Source organism: Streptomyces silvisoli (genome assembly GCF_029269905.1).
GTDB lineage: Bacteria > Actinomycetota > Actinomycetes > Streptomycetales > Streptomycetaceae > Streptantibioticus_A > Streptantibioticus_A silvisoli_A.
The window spans coordinates 200197-221021 of the sequence record NZ_JARJBC010000002.1 but is presented as its reverse complement, the minus strand read 5'-3'; the positions used below and the strand labels follow the sequence as shown (position 1 = coordinate 221021).

Below are 20825 nucleotides of genomic sequence, written 5' to 3'. Positions count from 1 at the left end.
CGGCACCGTCGAGGTATACGGAGCCGGAGCCCGGCGCCGCGCGGACGGCGCCGGGCTCCGGCTGCGCTCCGCTCATCGAAAGGCAACCGACTCATGGCCCCCTCACGCAGGCCGCGTCCGGCCGCGCTCGCGCGGTGCGCCGCCGCACTGGCCGCCGTCGCGCTCCTCGGCGCGGCGGCGCCGTCCCCGTCGACGTCCAGCCTGCCCGTCGGCCTGTACGGCGGCGCGGACCCCACGTACAACGGGGTGTGGCGGCAGTCCACCGCGCTGCTGGCGCTGAGCACGGTGAAGGTCACCCCGGCGAAGGAGGCCGTGGACTGGCTGGTCGGGCAGCAGTGCGCCGACGGCGGCTTCGCCACCTACCGGGCCAACCCGGACACGTCGTGCGCCCCGAAGACCGAGGACACCAACTCGACCGCGGTCGCCGTCCAGGCGCTGGCGGCGGTCGGCGGGCACGGGACCACCGTGAGCAAGGCCGTGCACTGGCTGAAGTCGATGCAGAACAGCGACGGCGGCTGGGGCTACCAGCCGGGCACGCCCAGCGACGCCAACTCCACAGCCGTGGTGATCGGTGCGCTGACCGCCCCCGGCGAGGACGTGGCGAGCGTGACCAGGGGCGGCAAGTCGCCCTACGACGCGCTGTTGTCGTTCCAGATCGGCTGCGGCACCAAGGGCGCGCAGGACGCGCAGCGCGGAGCGTTCGCCTACCAGCCGGACAAGTCCGGCACGCTCGCCCCCAACGACAAGGCGACCGCTGACGCGGCCTTCGCGGCGCTCGGCAAGGGGTATGTGATCGGCGCGCCCGCGAAGAACACCGACCCGAAGGGGTTCGACTGCTCGGCGACGCAGAAGGCGAACGATCCGGCCACCGCCGCCGACGCCGCCTCCGCGTACCTCGCCACCACGCTCTCCGCGAACGGCGACCACCTGACCACCGCCCAGCCGGGCTCCACCCAGAAGACCCCGGACTACGGCACCACGGCCGACGCGGTACTGGCGCTGGCCTCGGGCAACCACCTGGAAGCGGCGAAGAAGCCGTACATCTGGCTGACGAAGAACGCCGCCGGGTGGGCCAAGGGCGACCCGGCCGCGCTGGGCTCGCTGATCCTGGCGTCCGCCGCGACCGGCGCCAGCCCGCACGACTTCGCGGGCAACGACCTCGTGCAGCAGCTGGTCGACACCGGCCCGCGGCCCGAGGAGTCCACGTCACCCGCGGCTTCCGCGGACCACAAGGACAGCGGTGGCAGCGGCGCGTCGGCGTGGTGGATCGTGGGCGCCGGTCTGGTCGCGGGCATCGGCATCGGCTGGGCGTTCAGCATGCGCAACAAGAAGCAGGTCTGATGCGAAGAGTGCTGGCCGTGCCGCTGCTGGCGGCGACGGTGCTGTTCGCCGCGCCCCCGGCGCAGGCCGAGGGCTACCGTTACTGGTCGTTCTGGGAGCGTGACGGCGGCTCCTGGTCGTACGCGCGGACCGGGCCCGCTATGGCCACGCCGTCCGACGGCGACGTCGAGGGCTGGCGGTTCGCGGTCAGCGCGGACTCGGCGAGCGCGGCGAAGCCGCGGGGCGGTGCGGAGTTCGGCACGATCTGCGCCCACACCGAGACCAGGCCCGGCATGAAGCGGGTCGCGCTGGTACTGGACTTCGGCACTGCGGCCGACGCCCCGAACGGCGCCACCCCACCGCCCGCGCACACCGCGTGCGCCCAGGTGCCGCAGGACGCCAGTGCCGCCGACGCGTTGGCGGCGGTGGCCAAGCCGCTGCGCTACAGCTCGGCGGGGCTGGTGTGCGCGATCGCCGGTTATCCGCAGTCGGGTTGCGGGGAGCAGGTCGGCTCCAGTCCGCGGCGCGGTCCGGCGCCGTCCGCCGCCGCGCGGCCCAAGGCGTCGGGCGGCGGCCCGTCACTCGGCCTGTTCGCGGGCGTCGCCGTGGTCGTCGCGCTGGGCGCGGGCGCCGTCTGGCAGTCCCGTAGGCGGCGGTCCGGGTGACGGGGCCGCGCGGCTGGTTGCGACAGCCCGCGGCCACCCGCTCCAACGCGCTGCACGCGGGCGCCTGGTGGCTGTGGGCGCTGGGCCTGGCGACGGCCGCGTCGCGCACCAGCAATCCCCTGCTGCTCCTGCTTCTGGTCGCGGTGGCGGGCTATGTGGTGGCGGTCCGCCGGACCGACGCGCCGTGGGCCCGCTCGTACGGTGCGTTCCTCAAGCTCGGGCTGCTGGTGCTGACGTTGCGGGTGGTTTTCGCGGTCCTGCTGGGCTCGCCGATCCCGGGCGCCCATGTGCTGTTCCGGCTGCCGGAGGTCCCGTTGCCGCACTGGGCGCAAGGGGTGCGGCTCGGCGGTGCGGTGCGGGCCGAGCAGGTGGTGTTCGCACTGTGCGACGGGTTGAAGCTGGCCACCCTGCTGGTGTGCGTGGGCGCGGCGAACGCGCTGGCCAATCCGGCGCGGCTGCTCAAGTCGCTGCCCGCGGCGCTGTACGAGGCGGGGGTCGCGGTGGTGGTGGCGATGACGTTCGCCCCGAACCTGGTGGCCGATGTGCAACGGCTGCGCGCCGCACGGCGGATGCGTGGTCGCGCCGACCGGGGCTTCAAGGCGCTGCTCCAGGTGGGACTGCCGGTGCTGGAGGGGGCGTTGGAGCGTTCGGTGGCGCTGGCGGCGGCGATGGACGCTCGCGGCTACGGCCGTACCGCCGAAGTCCCGCCGCGGGTGCGGCGGTTGACCGCCGCACTGACGCTGGGCGGACTGCTCGGGGTGTGCGCGGGAACGTACGGGCTGCTGGCGGCGCAGGGCGCGGGCTTCGGCCTGCCGGTGCTGGTGCTGGGCCTCGCTGCGGCGCTGGCCGGGCTGTGGCTGGGCGGCCGGCGCAGCGTACGCACCCGGTACCGGCCGGACCACTGGGGCGCCCGGGCCTGGCTGGTCACCGCCTCCGGGGTGGCCGTCGCCGCACTGCTGATCCACGCCGCGGCCAGTGAACCGGCCGCGCTGAACCCGCCGGTGGTACCGCTGAGTGCGCCGACGTTGCCGTTGTGGCCCGCGGCGGCGGTGTTGCTCGGGCTGCTGCCCGCGGTCGTGGCACCGGCGCCGCGCCGCGACCCGCGGCCCGACTCGAAGGGAGCCGAGCGGTGATCCGCTTCGACAACGTCTCCGTCAGCTATCCGGGCGCGGCGCGGCCCGCGCTGCGGGACGTCGAGCTGACCGTCCCGGAGGGCGAGCTGTGCCTGCTGGTCGGCCCGTCCGGGGTGGGCAAGTCGACGTTGCTGGGCGCGGTCAGCGGCCTGGTGCCGCACTTCACCGGCGGGACACTGCACGGCCGGGTCACCGTGGCGGGCCGGGACACCCGCACCCATCGGCCGCGTGAACTCGCCGACGTGGTGGGCACGGTGGGCCAGGACCCGGTGGCGCACTTCGTCACCGACACCGTGGAGGACGAACTCGCCTACGGGATGGAGTCGTTGGGGCTGCCGTCCGACGTGATGCGGCGGCGGGTGGAGGAGACGCTGGACCTGCTGGGCCTGGCGGAGCTGCGGGACCGGCCGATCGCCACGCTCTCCGGCGGACAGCGGCAGCGGGTGGCGATCGGATCGGTGCTCACCGTGCATCCGAAGGTGCTGGTGCTGGACGAGCCCACGTCGGCCCTTGACCCGGCGGCGGCCGAGGAGGTGCTGGCCGTGCTCCAGCGGCTGGTGCACGACCTGGGCACCACGGTGCTGCTCGCCGAGCACCGGCTGGAGCGGGTGGTGCAGTACGCGGACCAGGTGGTGCTGCTGGCCGAGCCGGGCATGCCCCCGGTGATCGGGGATCCGGCCGAGATCATGGCGGCGTCTCCGGTGTTCCCGCCGGTCGTCGGCTTGGGCAGGCTGGCGGGCTGGTCACCGCTGCCGCTGTCGGTACGGGACGCCCGGCGGGCGGCGCGTCCGCTGCGCGAGCGGTTGGCGGACCGCGGGCCGACGCCGGTGGTTCCACCGCAGAAGACGGCACCGGTCGCCGAGGTGTCCGGGCTTTCGGTGCGGCGCGGCCGGGCCGAGGCGCTGCGCGGGATCGACCTGACGGTGCGGCCGGGTGAGACGGTGGCGCTGATGGGCCGCAACGGCGCCGGGAAGTCCACCCTGTTGGGTACGCTCACCGGTCTGCACGAGCCCGCCTCCGGCGGGGTACGGGTCGGCGGGGTGGTCCCGCACCGCACGGCGCCGCGTGAACTGGTGCGGCGGGTCGGGCTGGTGCCGCAGGAGCCGCGCGATCTGCTGTACGCGGACACGGTCGCGGCCGAGTGCTCGGCCGCCGACGAGGACGCGGGCGCCGCGCCGGGCACCTGCCGGGCGCTGGTGACGGAGTTGCTTGCGGGCGTACCGGACGAGACGCATCCGCGTGACCTGTCCGAGGGTCAGCGGCTGGCGCTGGCGCTGGCCGTCGTGCTGGCCGCCCGGCCACCGCTGCTGCTGCTCGACGAGCCGACCCGGGGCCTCGACTACGCGGCCAAGTCCCGGCTGGTGACCCGGCTGCGGGCGCTGGCGGCGGACGGCCACGCGATCGTACTGGCCACGCATGACGTGGAGTTGGCGGCGGAGCTGGCGCACCGGGTGGTGATCCTCGCCGACGGTGAGGTCGTCGCCGACGGCCGTACCGAGCAGGTGGTGGTCTCCTCGCCCGCCTTCGCCCCGCAGGTGGCGAAGATCCTCCAGCCGGGACCGTGGCTGACGGTTCCGCAGGTCGCGGCGGCGCTGGCGGACGAGGCGCGGGCATGAGGCGCGCGGAGCACATCAGGCCGGTTCGGCTCGGGCCTCGGTCGGCGGTGGCGCTCGCACTGCTGTCGCTGGTCGGTCTCGCGGCGTTCGGCTGGCCGCTGCTGGCCGACCCCGGCTCCGGGCTGGCGCACAGCGCTGACGCGCCGTGGCTGTTCGCCGGGCTGCTGCCGCTGCTGCTGGCGGTGGTGGTGGCGTCGATCGCCGACACCGGGCTGGACGCCAAGGCGATCGCGATGCTCGGGGTGCTCGCGGCGGCGGGCGCGGCGCTGCGCCCGCTGGGCGCGGGGACGGCGGGCATAGAGCCGATGTTCTTCCTGATCGTGCTGGCGGGCCGGGTCCTCGGTCCGGGCTTCGGCTTCGTGCTGGGCGCGGTGTCGATGTTCGCCTCCGCGCTGCTGACCGGCGGTGTGGGACCGTGGATGCCGTTCCAGATGCTCAGCATGGGCTGGGTGGGCATGGGTTCCGGACTGCTGTGGCAACGGCCGCGTGGCCGCGCCGAGTTGGTGATGCTGGCGGGGTACGGGGTGGTGTCCTCACTGCTCTACGGCACGGTGATGAACCTCCAGGGCTGGCCGTACATCGGCGGCCTGTCCTCGGGGATCGGCTATCTGCCGGGCGCGCCGCTGGCGGAGAACCTCGCGCACTTCGTCGCCTACTGCCTTGCGACGTCCATGGGTTGGGACCTGCCACGGGCGGCGGTGACCGCCGTACTCACCCTCGCCCTGGGCGCGCCCGTGCTGAAGGCGCTGCGGCGCGCTACTCGCCGGGCGGCGTTCGAGGCTCCGGTGGCGTTCAGCGATGCTGGGCGGGCGGGGCTGTGATCGCTCCCCTTGGGGTTCAGCGTTTTTCCCACCCGCCCACCCGATTGCCCTCGGCCTTTGCTTGCCGTTGCGCACGGTTCGCGTGAGGTCGGGGGCGCGCCGGGGTGACTCCTCGGGTGGCTCCCTGCACCCGTAACGCGGCTTTCAGGGAAGTTCGATCGCCACCCTGCGGGGACACCCCGGCACACCCCCTCCTGTGGTGCCCTGCGAAAGGGGCGGGTGGGTTGGGGAAAACGCCCTCAGCGGGCGGGCCGGAAGTCCCCCGCCTTGACCCCCGCCACGAACGCCGACCATGCGTCCACACCGAACATCAAGGCCGGACCGTGCGGGTCCTTACTGTCGCGGACGGGGACGGCGCCGGGGAAACCGGGGGCTATTTCTATGCAGTCCCCGCCGTTGTTGTCGCTGTAGCTGCTCTTGCGCCACACTGCCGCGCTGAGGTCGTTGCTCGTCATCATTGCCGTACCCTTCCATCGCTTCTCTGATCACAGCGGCAGATTCAGGGACCGAGAGGGCGTCCGCCCGCAGCAGATCATAGGTGCGCGTGTGCCTCGCGATTACTGCCGGATCATCGCTGAAGTGCCCACGGTCCAAAGACTCCGAGTAGAGCCACTCATGGCCGTCTGGCAGCGCAATCAACGACATGGGCCTCCTCGGCAGTACGAGGCGGCCGTCCTGGAACGGCGCTACCTGAATGCGGACATTCGGCCGTTTGCCGACCGTCAGCAGGTGCGCGCACTGCTCGCGCATCACCCCAGCGCCTCCTACGACCTGCCGAATGCAACTCTCGCCCAGGACCGCGACCAGCAACGGGCCACCGTCGCTCAGGAAGCGTTGTTGTCGGCTCATACGTGCCGAAACCCGTTCCTCCACTACCCCTTCGTCGGACTCGACCTGGGCGAACAGAGCCCGCGCGTACGCCTCTGTCTGCAACAGGCCAGGCACAAGCTGGGTTTGGAACACCCGCAACGCCACCGCCACCGCGTCCATCGACGCGCGACGCTTGAACCAGTCGGGGTGTTCCACCGTTGGATACCAGTCGATGCGGCGCCACAGCCGAAGTAACAGACCCTCGGTGCCCAGCAGTTCGTCACACGTCTTGGCGAAATCCTCCTGCGGTACGCGTGTGCCCGCCTCCACGCGCGTGATCAGCGAACGGTCGCACGGGATCTTCGCGGCCAGATCGCCCTGGCTCCAACCCGCCCGTTCGCGGGCGTCCCGCAGCACTTCCCCGAAGAGGGCGCCGGACGTGGCAGCTGGTCCGCCTGCGCCGTTACGACGGCTCATGGCAACAACTCCCCTTGGTGACAGCTCATCTGTGGCACCAGCTAACCCCTGTTCAGCGTACGCGCGCAGGGAAACGCTGTGGAAGCATCCGATCACGGAACGCACATCAGCCGCGAAGACCCCGGCGACCGCCGTCACGGTCCCGGGGCGTGGTCAACGCCGCATAGGAGCGTCAACATGCTTGAGCCTATCCCCCGTTGGTTCGCCGGAGTCCGGGCGCGCGGTGCGGAGGTCGCACGATGACCACTCCGGCCCTGCCGTACCAGGAGACGTGCGAGGAGTGCACGCGACTGAAGACCGCGGAACGGGCCGCGCGATCGGACCGGGACCCGAGCAAGGAGGTGGACTACCGGGTCCTGGCCCGCCGCCACCTACGCGAGGTGCACGGCGTGCTGTCGATCGTTGGTGCGGCAGTGGGGCGGCAATGAGGGCCACTCCCAGCTCGCGCCGCGAGGAGCAGGCCCTCACCTATACCGGTGGCCAGAGATGGGCCCCTGGGGCCGGATGCGGGTACGGTGACCGGGGGCATCCCCGGGAGAACAGAGGGAGAACAGCATGACGGCGCACCCTGCCGAGCCTGATGGGCCGCTCATCCCCAGACCCGCGAAGACGTTCCCGGCCCTCCGAGCCGCCCTCGCCCAGGTGGCGCCTTCCCGGCTGCCAGAGATGACGGCCGAGCGTGACACGGTCTTCACGATGGCCACGCAGCACAACAGCTTCGGCCCCATCGCCATGTTCCAGCTCAAATGGGCGACCGTGATCGAAATCGAACGGTTCCCGGGCGTCGCCCAGCGCTTCCATGCGGCGGAGCAGGCCGCTCAGGACGCGGAGGACCGCGAATCCCTTGATCACGCCATGCGCCGGATCCGAGAGATCATGGACCACGCCCGGTCACAGGTCGCCGGTGAGTGAGTGGGCCTGGGAGTACTTCCCGGACGCGCACGAGGTCATCGGCGATACCCCGAACCTCGCCCTCATCGCCCAGATCGAGGAACGCGCGGACGAACTCGTTCGCGCGGCGGCGGTCGAATACCCGGACGGAACCGCCTACCAAGGCCACTCCCCCGGCCAGCGTGAGGAAATCGTGCCCAATGGCATGTTCGAGTACCTGACCATCGTCAGACACGAACGGATCTACATCACCCAGATCACGGGGTACTAGGCCTTGGCGGTAGCGCTGACGCGGGGCGCGGCCATGCCATGGTCGCGCCCCGCGCGCTCAGAGCCGCTGGATGATCGTTCCCGTCGCCAACGCGCCGCCCGCGCACATGGTGATCAGGGCGAACTCCCGGTCGGTACGTTCCAGTTCATGGAGCGCGGTGGTGATCAACCGCGCTCCCGTGGCGCCCACCGGGTGGCCCAGGGCGATCGCGCCGCCGTTGACGTTGACCTTGTCCATGTCGGCGTCGAAGACCTGGGCCCAGGACAGCACCACCGACGCGAAGGCCTCGTTGATCTCGACCAGGTCGATGTCCCGCAGCGTCATGCCCGCCTTGCCCAGCACCGCCCGGGTGGCGTCTATCGGCCCGTCGAGGTGGAAGTGCGGATCGGCGCCGACCAGGGCCTGAGCCACGATCCTGGCCCGGGGCCTGAGCCGTAGCGCCCGGGCCATCCGCTTGCTGGCCCACATCACCGCCGCCGCGCCGTCGGAGATCTGCGAGGAGTTGCCCGCGGTGTGCACCGCGGTCGGCATGACCGGCTTCAGGCCCGCCAGCGCCTCCGCGCTGGTGTCGCGCAGGCCCTCGTCCCGGTCGACCAGCCGCCACATGCCGCCGCCCGCGAGCTGTTCCTCCTCGGTCGTCGGCACCTGGACCGGATAGGTCTCACGCTTGAAGCGCTCCTCCGCCCAGGCCGTGGCCGCCCGCCGCTGGGACAGCAGGCCCAGCGCGTCCACCCGCTCCCGGCTCAACCCGCGCCTCTTCGCGATGCGTTCGGCGGCCTGGAACTGGTTGGGCAGGTCGACGTTCCACTCGTCGGGGAACGGCCTGCCGGGCCCGTGCTTGGAGGCGCTGCCCAGCGGGACCCGGGACATCGCCTCCACCCCGCAGCCGATGCCGACGTCGATCACACCGCTGGCGACCATGTTGGCGACGATGTGGTTGGCCTGCTGGGACGAGCCGCACTGGCAGTCCACCGTGGTGGCCGCCGTCTCGTACGGCAGTCCCATCGCCAGCCAGGCGTTGCGGGCCGGATTCATCGACTGCTCCCCGGCGTGGGTGACGGTTCCGCCGACGATCTGCTCGACGCAGTCGGGCTGGATACCGGTGCGGGCCAGGAGTTCGCGGTAGGTCTCGCCCAGCAGGTAGGCGGGGTGGAGGTTGCTCAGCGCGCCGCCGCGCTTGCCTATGGGGGTGCGTACTGCCTCGACGATGACGGGTTCAGCGGCCATGAATCTCGTCCTCTCCTCGGCTCCGGGCGTCCCGGCGCCCGGAACCCACGGCGGAACTAGTACGCGTTCTAGTTCTCCTCGCAGTTGTATTACCCGCGGTACGGGTGCGCAAGGGGCGACGCAGGCCAACGAGCGCTCATGGCGGGTAACGGATGCCGCGCGATCCCTTGCCAGTTGACGCGGCCGTCACTAGCTTCTACAGCCCATCTGACGAGCCGTCAGCTACGGAGTCGCCGATGCCCTGTCCCGCGCTGCCCGATGGCTTTGACTTCACCGACCCCGACCTCTACCACCAGCGGGTTCCACTGCCGGAACTCGCCGCACTGCGCGGCACCGCACCGGTGTGGTGGAACGCCCAGCGGCACAACATCGCGGGCTTCGGCGACGACGGCTACTGGGTCGTCACCCGGCACCAGGACGTCAAGGAGGTCTCCACCAGGCCCGAGACCTTCTCCTCCAACCTCAACACCGCGATCATCCGGTTCAACGAGTCGATGACCCGCGACCAGATAGACGTCCAGAAACTGATCATGCTGAACATGGACCCGCCGGAGCACACCCGGGTCCGCCAGATCGTCCAGCGCGGCTTCACCCCCCGCGCGATACGCGCCCTGGAGGACGCGCTGCGCGAGCGGGCCCGCCGGATCGTCGCCCGGGCCACTCGGGCGGGCAGCGGCGACTTCGTCACCGACATCGCGGTGGAGCTGCCGCTCCAGGCCATCGCCGAACTCATCGGCATACCCCAGGAGGACCGGGCCAGGATCTTCGACTGGTCGAACAAGATGATCGGCTACGACGATCCGGAGCTGGCCATCACCGAGGAGATCGGCCGCGACTCAGCACTGGAGCTGATCTCCTACTCGATGAACCTGGCCGCCGCCCGCAAGGAGTGCCCGGCCAAGGACATCGTCAGCGCACTGGTCGCCGCCGAGGACGAGGGCAACCTGGGCACCGACGAGTTCGGCTTCTTCGTACTGCTGCTGGCGGTGGCCGGAAACGAGACCACCCGCAACGCCATCACCCACGGCATGCACGCCCTGCTGGCCCACCCCGAGCAGTGGGAGCTGTACAAGAGCGAGAGGCCGAGGACCGCCGCCGACGAGATCGTGCGCTGGGCCACGCCCGTGGTGTCCTTCCAGCGCACCGCGACCCACGACACCGTGCTCGGCGGTCAGGAGGTGAAACGCGGCCAGCGCGTGGGCATCTTCTACTCGTCCGCCAACAACGACCCCGAGGTGTTCGACGCCCCCGAGCGGTTCGACATCACCCGCGACCCCAATCCACACCTCGGCTTCGGCGGCGGGGGGCCGCACTTCTGCCTGGGCGCCAACCTCGCCCGGCTGGAGATCGACCTGATCTTCAACGCCATCGCCGACAGCTCCCCCGGCATCCGGCTCGTCGGCGAACCGCGACGACTGCGCTCCGCCTGGCTCAACGGGGTGAAGGAGCTACGTGTCACATACACATGACCGACCGCTACCCAGGTCCGTCATATCCGACATAAAGAGGTGACAAAGCTCACCGAAAGATCACCAGTCAGCCGTCCGCCGGCTCTGTGTTTCCGCAGTTCGGAGCGGGGTTTCCGTAAACATCACCATGTCCGCGGGCTCGCCCACCGTCCTGTCAGCACTGTCTAAGGTCGAAGTCCGGCCATTTCCGAGACACGCGGTCCCACCCGGCCTCGGAACCCCGAGACAGGAAGCAGGCAGTCAGCGTGACCACGGCCACCCGATATACCGGCACGGAAGCGGCCACACGCCCCCGCAGCGCTCCGGACGTCACAGTCGTCGACCAGCGGATGGTCAAGCGCGCGGTCAGCGCCGCGGCGCTGGGCAACGCCATGGAGTGGTTCGACTTCGGTGTCTACAGCTACATCGCGGTCACCCTCGGTGAGGTCTTCTTCCCCTCCAGCAGCCCCACGGCGCAGCTGCTGTCCACCTTCGGCGCGTTCGCCGCGGCCTTCCTCGTCCGCCCCGTCGGCGGCATGGTGTTCGGGCCGCTCGGCGACCGGATCGGTCGGCAGAAGGTGCTGGCCATCACCATGATCATGATGGCCGCGGGCACCTTCGCCATCGGCCTGATCCCGTCCTACGCCACCATCGGCGTCGGCGCGCCGCTGCTGCTGCTCGCCGCCCGGCTGGTGCAGGGCTTCTCCACCGGCGGTGAGTACGGTGGCGCGTCCACCTTCATCGCCGAGTACTCGCCGGACAAGCGGCGTGGATTCCTTGGCAGCTGGCTGGAGTTCGGCACGCTGGTCGGCTATGTGGCGGGCGCGGGCATGGTGGCCGTGCTGACCGGGCTGCTCAGCCATGGCCAACTGCTCTCCTGGGGCTGGCGGATTCCGTTCCTGATCGCCGGTCCGCTGGGACTGATCGGCCTCTACCTGCGGCTGAGGCTCGAAGAGACGCCCGCGTTCGCGCAGTTGGAGCAGCAGGCCCGCGCCAAGCAGGTCGAGCAGTCAGCCAAGCGCAAGGGCACGTTGCGCGAGATCCTGGTGGGCCAGTGGCGCGCGATGCTGCTGTGCGTGGCGCTGGTGCTGGTGTTCAACGTCACCGACTACATGCTGCTGTCGTACATGCCCAGCTACCTCTCCGGGCAGCTGCACTACGACGCCAGCCACGGGCTTGTGGTGGTGCTGGTCGTGATGGTGCTGATGATGGCGGTCCAGCCGTTCGCCGGAAAGCTCTCCGACCGCTTCGGGCGGCGGCCGGTCATTGGACTGGGCTGCCTGGGCTTCCTCGTACTGTCCATCCCGGCGCTGCTGTTGATCCGGCAGGGCAGCCTGGCGGGGGTGTACGTCGGCATGGCCGCGCTCGGCCTGCTGCTGGTGTGCTTCACCGGTGCGATGCCCTCGGCGCTGCCCGCGTTGTTCCCCACCCGGATCCGGTACGGGGCGCTGTCGATCGGCTTCAACATCTCCGTGTCGCTGTTCGGCGGTACGACGCCGCTGGTGGTCACCGCGCTGATCAGTGCGACCGGCAACCCGATGATGCCCGCCTACTACATGATGGCCGCCGCCGTCATCGGCGGTATCGCGGTGGCCTGCATGCCGGAGACTGCCCGCAAGCCCCTTCCGGGCTCGCCGCCGGCGGTCGCCACTCAGGCGGAGGCGGAGGCGCTCGCCCGGCGGTAAGGCGGTTCTGACCGCGGTGGGTCCGGCACCGTCGCTCTCCACCGTCAGGGTTGCTCACCGCCGCGGTGTGAACTCTTCGGATCACGACGCCCGTTCCTGCGACCACGACCGGCTGCCCGAAGGCCGGTCGTGGTCGTCGCCACACAGCTGCCCGCTCAACTTACTGAGCAGATCGTGCAGATCACCCGTGGTGTGCTTGGGATCCCACCAGTCGCCGAGGAGTTCGGCCAGCACCTTTGTGCGGGCCTCCACCAGCCGTTCCGTGGCGCGGCGACCCTCGGAGGTGAGCACCAGCACCAGGCCCTCGCGACGGGTGAACCGCCGCAACTCCGTCTCGGCGGCGGCCTGGTAGACGATGTGCGGCGGAACGCTCGCCCGCTCCGCCAGCAGTTGCGGCGCGGCCGACCCGTAGCGGTTGATCCGCAACAGCAGCCAGCTTGAGGCGGGATGCAGATCGAGTCCGGCCAGGTCGGTGATCTTCTGGTAGAGGTCGCGGCGGCCCTCCTTGGTGCCCAGCGCGGACAGGGCACGGGCCACCTCTTCGCGGGAGGTCCGCTCGACCGGGTTGGAGGCGTAGGTCTCGCTGGCGTCGGGAGCCCGCACCGAGCCGCGCAGCGGCTGCTCCTTGAGGAACCACGCCAGTACGAAGGCCAGCGCCGCCACCGGTACCGCGTACAGGAACACATCGGTGATCGCCCCGGAGTACGCGTGCAGCACCGCCGCCCTGGTGATCGGCGGCAGCGCGGCGATGCTGTGCGGATCGGACTGGAGCAGCTTGGGGTCGAAGCCGGGTGGCACCGGCTTTCCGAGCAGCGCCGAACCCATCTTGCTGGCAAGCTCGTTGGCGAAGATGCTGCCGAAGATCGCCACGCCGAACGACGCGCCGATGGACCGGAAGAAGGTCGCCCCGGAGGTGGCCACGCCCAGGTCCTCGTAGCCGACGGCGTTCTGCACCACCAGCACCAGTACCTGCATCACCAGGCCGAGGCCGAAGCCGAAGACGAAGAAGTCCACGCTCATCGTCAGGGTGCCGCTGAACTCGGTGAGCCGGTGCAGCAGGAGCAGGCCGACGATGATCACGGCGGTGCCCGCGATCGGGAACACCTTGTACCGGCCGGTACGGCTGACGATCTGGCCGGACGCGGTGGAGGCGATCAGCAGCCCGAGGACCATCGGCAGCATGTGCACACCGGAGAGCGTGGGACTGACCCCGTGCACGACCTGGAGGAACGTCGGCAGGAAGGTCATGGCGCCGAACATCGCGAAGCCGATGACGAAGCCGATGACCGAGCACAGCGAGAACGTGCCGCTGCGGAACAGCCGCAATGGAAGTACGGGTTCCGCCGCCTTGCGCTCGATGGCGATGAAGACCGCCAGCAGCACGGCACCGAGCACCGCGAGCCCGATGATCTGCGGCGAACTCCAGGCCCAGGTGGTGCCGCCGAGTGAGGCGACCAGTACCAGGCAGGTCGCCACCGCGGCGATGACGGCGGTGCCCGCGTAGTCGATGACGTGCTTGGCGCGGTGCCGTGGGATGTGCAGCACGGCGGCGATGACGGCGAGCGCGACGACGCCGACCGGCAGGTTGATGTAGAAGACCCAGCGCCAGGTGAGGTGGTCCACGAACAGCCCGCCGAGCAGCGGTCCGAGCACACTGCTGGCGCCGAACACCGCGCCGAACAGCCCCTGGTAGCGACCTCGGTCGCGGGGCGGCACGATGTCGCCGACGATCGCCATCGACAGCACTATCAGTCCGCCGCCGCCCAGGCCCTGCAGGGCCCGGAAGCTGATCAACTGGCCCATGTCCTGGGCGAGTCCGCACAGCGCGGACCCGGCCAGGAAGATGACGATCGCGGCCTGGAACAGCTTCTTGCGCCCGTACTGGTCGCCGAGCTTGCCCCACAGCGGGGTGGCGGCGGTGGAGGCGAGCAGGTACGCGGTGACCACCCAGGACAGGTGCCGCATTCCGCCCAGGTCGCTGACGATGGTGGGCAGCGCGGTGGAGACGATGGTCTGGTCGAGCGCGGCGAGCAGCAGGCCCATGAGCAGCGCGCTCATCGCCAACAGGATGGTCCGCCGCGACTGGCCCTCGCCCGGCCCCTCGGCCGGGCGAGCAGCGGATTCATGGAAGGTTGCCGCGTCGTCCTGCGCCATGGACGCCTCCTCGCACATCGCTACGGGCGCTTTGCCCATCCTCACGCTCTTGGCCCCACCCCGCCTGTTGGGCGCCGCCCCGGGGCGTGGCGGCCACCGGCACCCTGGTGGTTTGGAGGCTCGCCCCGAAGAGAAGCCCGCCGCGGCGGCGGCCCCCCATGCCGCAGCCCGGCGGCGCGAAGCCGACCGCGATCCGGGCGGCGCCCCGCCCGGCTGGGCGTCTAAGCGGCGCCGGGGCGAGGTCCCGGGGCGTGGGAGGGTGGGCGGGTGGGTATCCCAGGCTTCGGCCCCGACCAGTTCCAACTCGTTCTGCTGCGGCGCATGGCGGACCACCAGCCCGGCCTGGTGGAAGACGCGCTGCGCGCCCTCGGCGCGACCCGGGCCGACCTGCGTGAGGCGCACCGCCGCTGGCAGGCGATGGTCCGCTCGCGTACCTTCCCGCACGGCGAGCGCCGCTACCTGGCCGTTCTCGGAGCCCCCGAGGCGACCGAGGAGCGGCGGATCGGGGATCTGAGCTGCCGCGCGCTGCTGTGGCCGCTGCCGCTGTGGCCGGACCTGCGGTACGAGGTGATGGTGGCCCCGGGCGGCCGGGTGTGGAACGAGTGGCTGGTGCGGGCGCCCGGCTCCCCGGCCCCCGTACCGCGCACCGCGGCCGACCTCACGCCGTGGTGCTGCACGGTCGACGAGGTGGCGCGCGCCTTCCCGCCCGCCCAGCCGCTGGAGGGCGACGCCCCCACACGCTGGCGGCTCGCCTTCACCGATCCGGCGACCGGCGTCCGCCACGTCGCGCACTTTACGTACGGGCTGTTGCAGTACCTGGACGAGTCGGCCTCGTAACCCTTTCGCCCGTGCCGGTCCAGGGCACACCGTGGGCGTATGACCCGAACCAGAAGGCCGTGGCTGCTGCTCTTTCTGCCGGTGTTCCCGCTGCTCGCACTGGCCCGGCTGCTGGCCCGCCGCCGGGCGCGGCCCGGACTGCGCGGCGGACCGGGCGGACCACCGCCCGCGGGCGTGCGGGAGCCGCGCCGCCCCAGGCCGTCACCGCCCGCGGCGGTGATCGCGCTTTCCGAGCCCGGCCGCAACGGCAGCGGACCACGCTGACCGGGGCCGTTGGCGGGACGCGGAACTCTTTTGTATCGTTGAGAAACAAAGTGGCTCCACCCGTTTCCCCTGACCGGCGGGTGGGGCCACTGCCCTTTCCGCCGAGGACGCCACCGAGCTGCGGAAAATCGCTCGAAGCAGGGCAGAGGCAGTCCCTATCGTGGCCGGGCCGACGGCCGATGAGGGCCTGTGCGCCCCGCGCGAGGAAGAGGATGTCAGGTGGATCACAACGGGTGGGTCGACGAGGGCTTCGGAGCCGTCGCGGAGGAGTTCCACCGCAACTTCACCGAAGGGCGTGAACTCGGCGCGGCCGTCACCGTGTTCGTGGGCGGGCGCAAGGTGGTGGACCTGTGGGGCGGCACCGCCGACCACCGCACCGGCCGCCCCTGGGAGCGGGACACCGTGGTCCCGGTCTTCTCCTGCGCCAAGGGTGTGGTGAGCGTCTGCGCCCATCTGCTCGCCCAGCAGGGACAGTTGGACCTCGACGCGCCGGTGGCCCGCTACTGGCCGGAGTTCGCCCAGGGGGGCAAGGAGCGGATCACATCGCGCATGGTGCTCACACACCGCGCCGGAATCCCGCTGTTCGACCGGAAGTTGACATTCCAGGAACTCGCCGAGTGGACCCCGGCGATCCGCGCCCTTGAGGAGCAGGAACCGCTGTGGGAGCCCGGCACCGCCCACGAGTACCACGCGCACGCCTTCGGCTGGATCATCGGCGAGGTGATCCGCCGGATCACCGGCCGCACCCCCGGCACGTACTTCCGTGAGGCCGTCGGCGACAAGCTGGGTCTGCGCACCTGGATCGGGCTGCCAGAGGGAGAGTTGCACCGGCTGGCCCGACTCGTCGAGGCGCAGGGGCGGCCTCCGATGCCGGACGCCGAATCGCTGATCGTCCGGTCGGTCACGGTGAACGGCGCGCTGGTCTTCCCCGGGCTCGACCATCCGCACGGCTGGAACTCCCGCGCGCTGCTGACCGCCGAGTTCCCCGGAGCGGGCGCGGTCTCCTCGGCCGCCGGCCTGGCCGGGCTGTACGCGGCGGCGGCCACCGGGCTCGACGGGGCGGCGCCGCTGCTCACCCGGGACACCCTCAGCGACGCCCTCGCGGAGCGGACCGGCGGGGTGTCGTGGTCGGGGTTCCCGGACCTCGGGGTGCGCTGGGGCACCGGGTTCATGCTGGACTCCGCACGCTTCCGCCCGCTGCTCGGCCCGCGGAGCTTCGGCAACGACGGGGCCGGCGGCCAGTTCGGCTTCGGTGACGACGAGTTCGGCGTCGGCTTCGGCTACGTCGCCAACCGGATGATCGGCCATGGTGACGCCCGGGCCAACGGGCTGATCGCGGCGCTGCGCAAGTGTGTGGGGGGCTGACGTCGGGTGCCTCGGGAGTCGCGCCCAGCAGACGGATCCCCGCCGTTGCGGCGGGATGAGCGTTGCGCCGTTTGGCGGTGCGGACCTGGTTTTGTATCGTAGGAAAACAAAGTGGCCCCGCCCGCAACCCCTGACCTTCGGGCGGGGCCGCTTGTCCCGTCCCGTCCGACCCCAGGAGTGCGGCATGTCCACGACGATCGGTGTGTTCAAGGCCGCGCTGCTCGACATGGACGGCACGCTGGTCAACTCCGATGCGGTGGTGGAGCGTTGCTGGCGGAGCTGGGCGGACGAACACGGGCTTGACCCGGTCGAGGTGATGAAGGTCGTGCACGGCCGCCAGGGCTACGCGACGATGGCCGTGCTGCTGCCGGACCGACCGATGGCCGAGAACCACGCGGACAACGCCCGGATGCTGGCCCAGGAGACCGCCGACACGGAGGGCGTGGTGCCGATCGCAGGCGCGCCCGCGTTCCTGGCCGCGCTCCGCGACCTGCCGCACGCCCTGGTGACCTCCGCCGACGCGGCCCTGGCCCGGGCCCGGATGACGGCCGCGGGGCTGCCGATGCCCCGGGTGCGGATCACCGCGGAGTGCGTGAGCGCCAGCAAGCCCGACCCCGAGGGCTTCCTCAAGGGCGCTGCCGAACTGGGATTCGCCCCCGCGGACTGCGTGGTCTTCGAGGACTCGGAAGCGGGCGTCACCGCGGGCCTGGCCGCCGGTATGCGGGTGGTCGGCGTGGGGCCGCGGGCCGCCGCGCTGAATGTGACCGCACACATCGACACCCTGGACCAGATACGGGTGGAGGCCGCCGAGGACGGCGGCTTCGCCCTCTGGATCGGCTGAGCGGCGCATCTCGGCCGAACGGCGGCGGCACACCCGTCCGTGTGCCGCCGCCCCCGTACGTCAGCCGGCGATCGCCTCGTAGAGGCTGAACCCGGCCATCACCACCATCACCGCCGCCGCGACCTTGGTGATCAGCGACAGCGGCACCCGCCGCATCAGCGCCCGGCCGCCGACGATGCCGATCCCGGCGACCGCCCACAGCGCCAGTACCGCGCCCACGCCGACGGAGAGCGGACTGCCGTAGCGGGCGGCCAGGTTGGCGGTCATGATCTGGGTCAGATCGCCGAACTCGGCGACCAGGATGAGCATGAAGCCGCTGCCCGCGACCCGCCAGAAGCCCTGTTCCCTGGGCGCGTTGACGCTCTCGTCGTCGTCCTCGTCCTTGTGCCAGAGGATCATGGCCGCGCCCGCCAGGAAGAGCAGGCCCACCACGCCCTGCACCCAGCGGTGCGGCAGCAGCGTCAGCAGGCTGCCGGCGGCGATGGCGATCACCACATGGACCGCGAAGGCGGCGGCGATGCCGCAGAAGACGTGGCTCGCCCGGAAGCGGGTGCCGAGCATCAGGCTGGCGAGCGCCGTCTTGTCGGGCAACTCGGCCACGAAGATTACGCCGAAGACGATCGCGGCGACGGTGAGGCTGAACACGGGGTGGAGGCTCCTGGGGCACTCAGGCGCCGCGCCGGGCTTCCTCGGGGAGAGGGGTCGCTTCGGCACGGCAGCGTCGGACACTGCGGCCGAAGGTCTCGCTGGCGCGGTACGTACCTGACGTACCCGCCTCCGGGCGCCGGCCGAAACCTCGCGGTTCGGCAGTATGTCGACGGTCCGGCGTTGAGCTACTCCCCTTCTGCTGGGACCAGCCTAACCGGTCACCTGCCGGTCCCGTCCCGGGTGAGCAGACCGCGGGCCACCAGTTCCAGTACCACCGTCACCGCCACCGCCTGCACGGCGAGCAGCGCGATCAGCACGAACAGCTGGACCACGCCCGCCTTCAGGGGTGACGCGCCGCCGATGAGCATGCCGACGAAGGCGCCGGGCAGCGTGACCAAGCCCACGGTCCTGGTCTGGTCCAGTCCGGGGACGAGCGCGGTGGCGGCGGCCGGCCTGGCGATCTCCAGCCGCGCCTCCCGGTCCAGCAGTCCGATCGCCAGCCCGGCCTCCACCTCGCCGTGCCGGGTGCGCAGCTCGTCCAGCGCGCGCTGCCCGGCCAGTACGGTGGCGGTCAGGGCGCCGCCGATGAGGATTCCGGCGACGGGGATGAGCGCCACGCCCTTGAGCGGCACCAGGCCGACCACGACCAGCAGGGCGACCACCGGCAGCGCGCCCGCGGCCACCGGCGCGGCCGCCCACCACCAGGTGCGGTCGCGGGTGATGCGGCGCCCCGCGGTGCGGGCCGCGACCGCGTACATCACGAGGACGAAGCCGAGCAGCGCGGGCAGATAGCGGACCACCCAGCCGATCACCAGGGCCACGGCGGCGAGTTGGACCACCGCGCGCAGCCCGGCGAGGGCGATGGCGCGCGCATAGTTCTCCCGGTCATCCCTGAAACGGGCGTAGAACGCCACCGTGGTGGCCGCGACGAGCAGTGCGGCCAAGACGACGCCCAGCGTGTTGTTCACGGGGAGCAGGGTGGCGGAGGAGGCGGCGGCGAACACCGCCCCACCGTATGGCGGATCACCCTCGGGCGACATACTTGAAACTTGCAGTATTTAGTTAGTAGCGCCTAATCTCGAACCCTGTTCGGTTCCGTCCCCCCACCGACCGCAGGAGAACCCATGCCCTTCACCGAGACCGCCAAGCCCCACGTCCTAGCACTGTTCCGGGTCGTGGTCGGCGTGATGTTCGCCAGCCACGGCGCCGCCTCCCTGTTCGGCATACTCGGCGGCGCCGCGGGCACCCACGGCGGCACGGTGGCCACCGGCGTCTGGCCGTACTGGTACGCCGCGGTCATCCAGCTGGTCGGCGGCGCGCTGGTGGCGCTGGGCCTGGGCACCCGGGTGGCGGCGCTGATCAGCTCCGGCTCGATGGCGTACGCGTACTTCACCGTGCACACCAAGGTGGCGCTGTGGCCGCTGCAGAACGGCGGCGAGCCCGCCGCGCTGTACTCCTGGGCGTTCCTGCTGATCGTCTTCACCGGGCCGGGCGCCTGGGCGCTGGAGTCGCTGTTCACCGCCCGGCGGACGCGTACCGCCGGGGTCGCCGCCGCCTGATCGGGCGAACCGCGTGGGACTCACGGCGACCCGGCGGTCGCTGTGAGTCCCTTATGAGAACAACGTCACGCCGCCCCGCGCGATCAACCCCGGAGCCCCGCGCGTACGCTGTACGGCTGTGGCGCGCAGACCGCCCGCCCCGGCAGTCCGTGCGGACCAGGAGAAACGACGGTGCTCGATCGAGTGGGTTCACTTGTCGACTCGCCATGGGCGCTCCTGCTGGTCGGGCTCTCCGTGCTGCTCGATGTCTTCCTTCCGGTGCTGCCCAGCGGCGTGCTGCTGATATCCGCCGCCACCGCGGGCACGGCCGGCTCCAACGGGGCCAAGGACTTCCAGGACGTCGTCGAACTGCTGCTGTGCGCGTCCGCAGCGTCCTGCCTGGGCGACCTCGCGGCGTACCGGCTCGCGTACCGCGGCGGTGACTGGCTGGATCGGCGCCTTGAGCGTTCCCGGCGGCTGTCCTCAGCGCAGGAGCGGCTGGGCCAGGTACTGCTGCGCGGCGGCGGTGCGCTGGTGGTGCTGGCCCGGTTCGCGCCCGCCGGGCGCTCCGTGGTGAGCCTGGGCGCGGGCGCGGCCCACCGCCGCCCTGCCGAGTTCCTCCCCTGGTCCGCGCTGGCCGGTCTGGCCTGGGCCGCCTACGGCGTGGGACTCGGCTACGTGGGCGGCAAGTGGTTCGGCGCCACCTGGCTGGCCACCGTGGTCTCACTGATCGCCCTGTTCGGGGCGGGCGCCGTCGCGGCGTACGTCTTCCGCCGGGAGCGTGAGCAGGACCCGGTCTCCATCGAGGCCTAGC

Annotated in this window: 22 protein-coding genes; 16 read left to right on the top strand and 6 right to left on the bottom strand. The window is 71.4% G+C overall.

Features of this window, described 5'->3' with window-relative positions; genetic code table 11:
• Positions 1-93 precede the first annotated feature (93 nt).
• Genes P3G67_RS04030 through P3G67_RS04010 form a run of 5 tightly spaced genes read left to right on the top strand, consistent with a single transcriptional unit; the run spans position 94 to position 5555 of the window.
• A complete protein-coding gene (locus P3G67_RS04030) occupies positions 94-1341 on the top strand; it encodes a prenyltransferase/squalene oxidase repeat-containing protein (protein ID WP_276092209.1) in 1248 nt (415 codons plus the stop codon).
• Positions 1341-1985 carry an SCO2322 family protein gene (locus P3G67_RS04025; protein ID WP_276092208.1) on the top strand — a complete coding sequence of 215 codons (645 nt, stop codon included), beginning with the start codon at positions 1341-1343 and terminating at the stop codon, positions 1983-1985. The genes P3G67_RS04030 and P3G67_RS04025 overlap by 1 nt, the downstream gene beginning before the upstream one ends.
• Positions 1982-3118, top strand: a complete 1137-nt coding sequence (locus P3G67_RS04020; RefSeq protein ID WP_276092207.1) for a CbiQ family ECF transporter T component — start codon at positions 1982-1984, stop codon at positions 3116-3118. Before P3G67_RS04025 ends, P3G67_RS04020 begins: the two co-directional genes overlap by 4 nt.
• On the top strand, positions 3115-4734 hold the full coding sequence (locus P3G67_RS04015) for an ABC transporter ATP-binding protein (protein ID WP_276092206.1): 1620 nt from the start codon (positions 3115-3117) through the stop codon (positions 4732-4734). Before P3G67_RS04020 ends, P3G67_RS04015 begins: the two co-directional genes overlap by 4 nt.
• Positions 4731-5555, top strand: a complete 825-nt coding sequence (locus P3G67_RS04010) for an ECF transporter S component (protein ID WP_276092205.1) — start codon at positions 4731-4733, stop codon at positions 5553-5555. The genes P3G67_RS04015 and P3G67_RS04010 overlap by 4 nt, the downstream gene beginning before the upstream one ends.
• Before the next feature lie 239 nt (positions 5556-5794).
• Here P3G67_RS04010 and P3G67_RS04005 read toward each other — a convergent pair whose 3' ends face one another.
• Together P3G67_RS04005 and P3G67_RS04000 are read right to left on the bottom strand one after the other, a co-directional pair.
• Positions 5795-5932: a DUF397 domain-containing protein gene (locus P3G67_RS04005; RefSeq protein ID WP_276092431.1), complete on the bottom strand. Its 138-nt coding sequence runs from the start codon at positions 5930-5932 to the stop codon at positions 5795-5797.
• On the bottom strand, positions 5889-6842 hold the full coding sequence (locus P3G67_RS04000) for a helix-turn-helix domain-containing protein (protein ID WP_276092204.1): 954 nt from the start codon (positions 6840-6842) through the stop codon (positions 5889-5891). Before P3G67_RS04000 ends, P3G67_RS04005 begins: the two co-directional genes overlap by 44 nt.
• A 239-nt stretch (positions 6843-7081) precedes the next feature.
• Between P3G67_RS04000 and P3G67_RS03995 the strand changes: the two genes are divergently transcribed.
• The 3 genes from P3G67_RS03995 (at position 7082) to P3G67_RS03985 (ending at position 8004) form a co-directional block, all read left to right on the top strand.
• A complete protein-coding gene (locus tag P3G67_RS03995; RefSeq protein WP_276092203.1) occupies positions 7082-7270 on the top strand; it encodes a hypothetical protein in 189 nt (62 codons plus the stop codon).
• A 127-nt stretch (positions 7271-7397) separates the two neighbouring features.
• On the top strand, positions 7398-7754 hold the full coding sequence (locus P3G67_RS03990) for a hypothetical protein (protein WP_276092202.1): 357 nt from the start codon (positions 7398-7400) through the stop codon (positions 7752-7754).
• Positions 7747-8004, top strand: a complete 258-nt coding sequence (locus P3G67_RS03985; RefSeq protein ID WP_276092201.1) for a hypothetical protein — start codon at positions 7747-7749, stop codon at positions 8002-8004. The genes P3G67_RS03990 and P3G67_RS03985 overlap by 8 nt, the downstream gene beginning before the upstream one ends.
• A gap of 57 nt (positions 8005-8061) precedes the next feature.
• Here P3G67_RS03985 and P3G67_RS03980 read toward each other — a convergent pair whose 3' ends face one another.
• The gene (locus tag P3G67_RS03980) at positions 8062-9231 is read right to left on the bottom strand and encodes a steroid 3-ketoacyl-CoA thiolase (protein ID WP_276092200.1); all 1170 of its coding nucleotides are present in this window, start codon (positions 9229-9231) and stop codon (positions 8062-8064) included.
• 236 nt (positions 9232-9467) lie between these two features.
• On the opposite strand from P3G67_RS03980, the gene P3G67_RS03975 reads away from it, so the two are divergent.
• Positions 9468-10700 (top strand): cytochrome P450, encoded by a 1233-nt coding sequence (locus P3G67_RS03975; protein WP_276092199.1) that lies wholly within the window; start codon positions 9468-9470, stop codon positions 10698-10700.
• 245 nt (positions 10701-10945) lie between these two features.
• On the top strand, positions 10946-12364 hold the full coding sequence (gene proP / locus P3G67_RS03970; RefSeq protein WP_276092198.1) for a glycine betaine/L-proline transporter ProP: 1419 nt from the start codon (positions 10946-10948) through the stop codon (positions 12362-12364).
• Positions 12365-12445: 81 nt separating this feature from the next.
• Here the strand turns inward: proP and P3G67_RS03965 are convergent, their stop codons facing one another.
• The gene (locus tag P3G67_RS03965; protein WP_276092197.1) at positions 12446-14518 is read right to left on the bottom strand and encodes an MDR family MFS transporter; all 2073 of its coding nucleotides are present in this window, start codon (positions 14516-14518) and stop codon (positions 12446-12448) included.
• 321 nt (positions 14519-14839) lie between these two features.
• Between P3G67_RS03965 and P3G67_RS03960 the strand changes: the two genes are divergently transcribed.
• From P3G67_RS03960 to P3G67_RS03945, 4 genes are all read left to right on the top strand, one after another.
• Complete coding sequence (locus P3G67_RS03960) at positions 14840-15355, top strand: hypothetical protein (protein ID WP_276092430.1); 516 nt, start codon at positions 14840-14842, stop codon at positions 15353-15355.
• Positions 15356-15394: 39 nt separating this feature from the next.
• A complete protein-coding gene (locus tag P3G67_RS03955) occupies positions 15395-15619 on the top strand; it encodes a hypothetical protein (RefSeq protein WP_276092196.1) in 225 nt (74 codons plus the stop codon).
• A 219-nt stretch (positions 15620-15838) separates the two neighbouring features.
• Positions 15839-16984 (top strand): serine hydrolase domain-containing protein, encoded by a 1146-nt coding sequence (locus P3G67_RS03950; RefSeq protein WP_276092195.1) that lies wholly within the window; start codon positions 15839-15841, stop codon positions 16982-16984.
• Between the two features lie 184 nt (positions 16985-17168).
• On the top strand, positions 17169-17825 hold the full coding sequence (locus P3G67_RS03945) for an HAD-IA family hydrolase (protein WP_276092194.1): 657 nt from the start codon (positions 17169-17171) through the stop codon (positions 17823-17825).
• A 60-nt stretch (positions 17826-17885) separates the two neighbouring features.
• Here the strand turns inward: P3G67_RS03945 and P3G67_RS03940 are convergent, their stop codons facing one another.
• On the bottom strand, positions 17886-18470 hold the full coding sequence (locus P3G67_RS03940; RefSeq protein ID WP_276092193.1) for a TMEM165/GDT1 family protein: 585 nt from the start codon (positions 18468-18470) through the stop codon (positions 17886-17888).
• Between the two features lie 221 nt (positions 18471-18691).
• The gene (locus P3G67_RS03935) at positions 18692-19513 is read right to left on the bottom strand and encodes an ABC transporter permease (RefSeq protein ID WP_391858192.1); all 822 of its coding nucleotides are present in this window, start codon (positions 19511-19513) and stop codon (positions 18692-18694) included.
• A gap of 84 nt (positions 19514-19597) precedes the next feature.
• Here P3G67_RS03935 and P3G67_RS03930 point away from each other — a divergent pair, with 84 nt between their 5' ends.
• Together P3G67_RS03930 and P3G67_RS03925 are read left to right on the top strand one after the other, a co-directional pair.
• Positions 19598-20032 (top strand): DoxX family protein, encoded by a 435-nt coding sequence (locus tag P3G67_RS03930; protein ID WP_276092191.1) that lies wholly within the window; start codon positions 19598-19600, stop codon positions 20030-20032.
• A gap of 171 nt (positions 20033-20203) precedes the next feature.
• On the top strand, positions 20204-20824 hold the full coding sequence (locus tag P3G67_RS03925) for a DedA family protein (RefSeq protein WP_269854176.1): 621 nt from the start codon (positions 20204-20206) through the stop codon (positions 20822-20824).
• The last annotated feature ends 1 nt before the right edge of the window (position 20825 follow it).

Coding starts and splice junctions, on each gene's coding strand:
- P3G67_RS04030 (WP_276092209.1), top strand. CDS start 94: ATGGCCCCCTCACGCAGGCCGCGTCCGGCCGCGCTCGCGCGGTGCGCC.
- P3G67_RS03975 (WP_276092199.1), top strand. CDS start 9,468: ATGCCCTGTCCCGCGCTGCCCGATGGCTTTGACTTCACCGACCCCGAC.
- P3G67_RS03980 (WP_276092200.1), bottom strand. CDS start 9,231: ATGGCCGCTGAACCCGTCATCGTCGAGGCAGTACGCACCCCCATAGGC.
- P3G67_RS03955 (WP_276092196.1), top strand. CDS start 15,395: ATGACCCGAACCAGAAGGCCGTGGCTGCTGCTCTTTCTGCCGGTGTTC.
- P3G67_RS03930 (WP_276092191.1), top strand. CDS start 19,598: ATGCCCTTCACCGAGACCGCCAAGCCCCACGTCCTAGCACTGTTCCGG.
- P3G67_RS04025 (WP_276092208.1), top strand. CDS start 1,341: ATGCGAAGAGTGCTGGCCGTGCCGCTGCTGGCGGCGACGGTGCTGTTC.
- P3G67_RS04000 (WP_276092204.1), bottom strand. CDS start 6,842: ATGAGCCGTCGTAACGGCGCAGGCGGACCAGCTGCCACGTCCGGCGCC.
- P3G67_RS03995 (WP_276092203.1), top strand. CDS start 7,082: ATGACCACTCCGGCCCTGCCGTACCAGGAGACGTGCGAGGAGTGCACG.
- P3G67_RS03945 (WP_276092194.1), top strand. CDS start 17,169: ATGTCCACGACGATCGGTGTGTTCAAGGCCGCGCTGCTCGACATGGAC.
- P3G67_RS03935 (WP_391858192.1), bottom strand. CDS start 19,513: ATGTCGCCCGAGGGTGATCCGCCATACGGTGGGGCGGTGTTCGCCGCC.
- P3G67_RS03960 (WP_276092430.1), top strand. CDS start 14,840: ATGGCGGACCACCAGCCCGGCCTGGTGGAAGACGCGCTGCGCGCCCTC.
- P3G67_RS03965 (WP_276092197.1), bottom strand. CDS start 14,518: ATGGCGCAGGACGACGCGGCAACCTTCCATGAATCCGCTGCTCGCCCG.
- P3G67_RS04010 (WP_276092205.1), top strand. CDS start 4,731: ATGAGGCGCGCGGAGCACATCAGGCCGGTTCGGCTCGGGCCTCGGTCG.
- P3G67_RS03990 (WP_276092202.1), top strand. CDS start 7,398: ATGACGGCGCACCCTGCCGAGCCTGATGGGCCGCTCATCCCCAGACCC.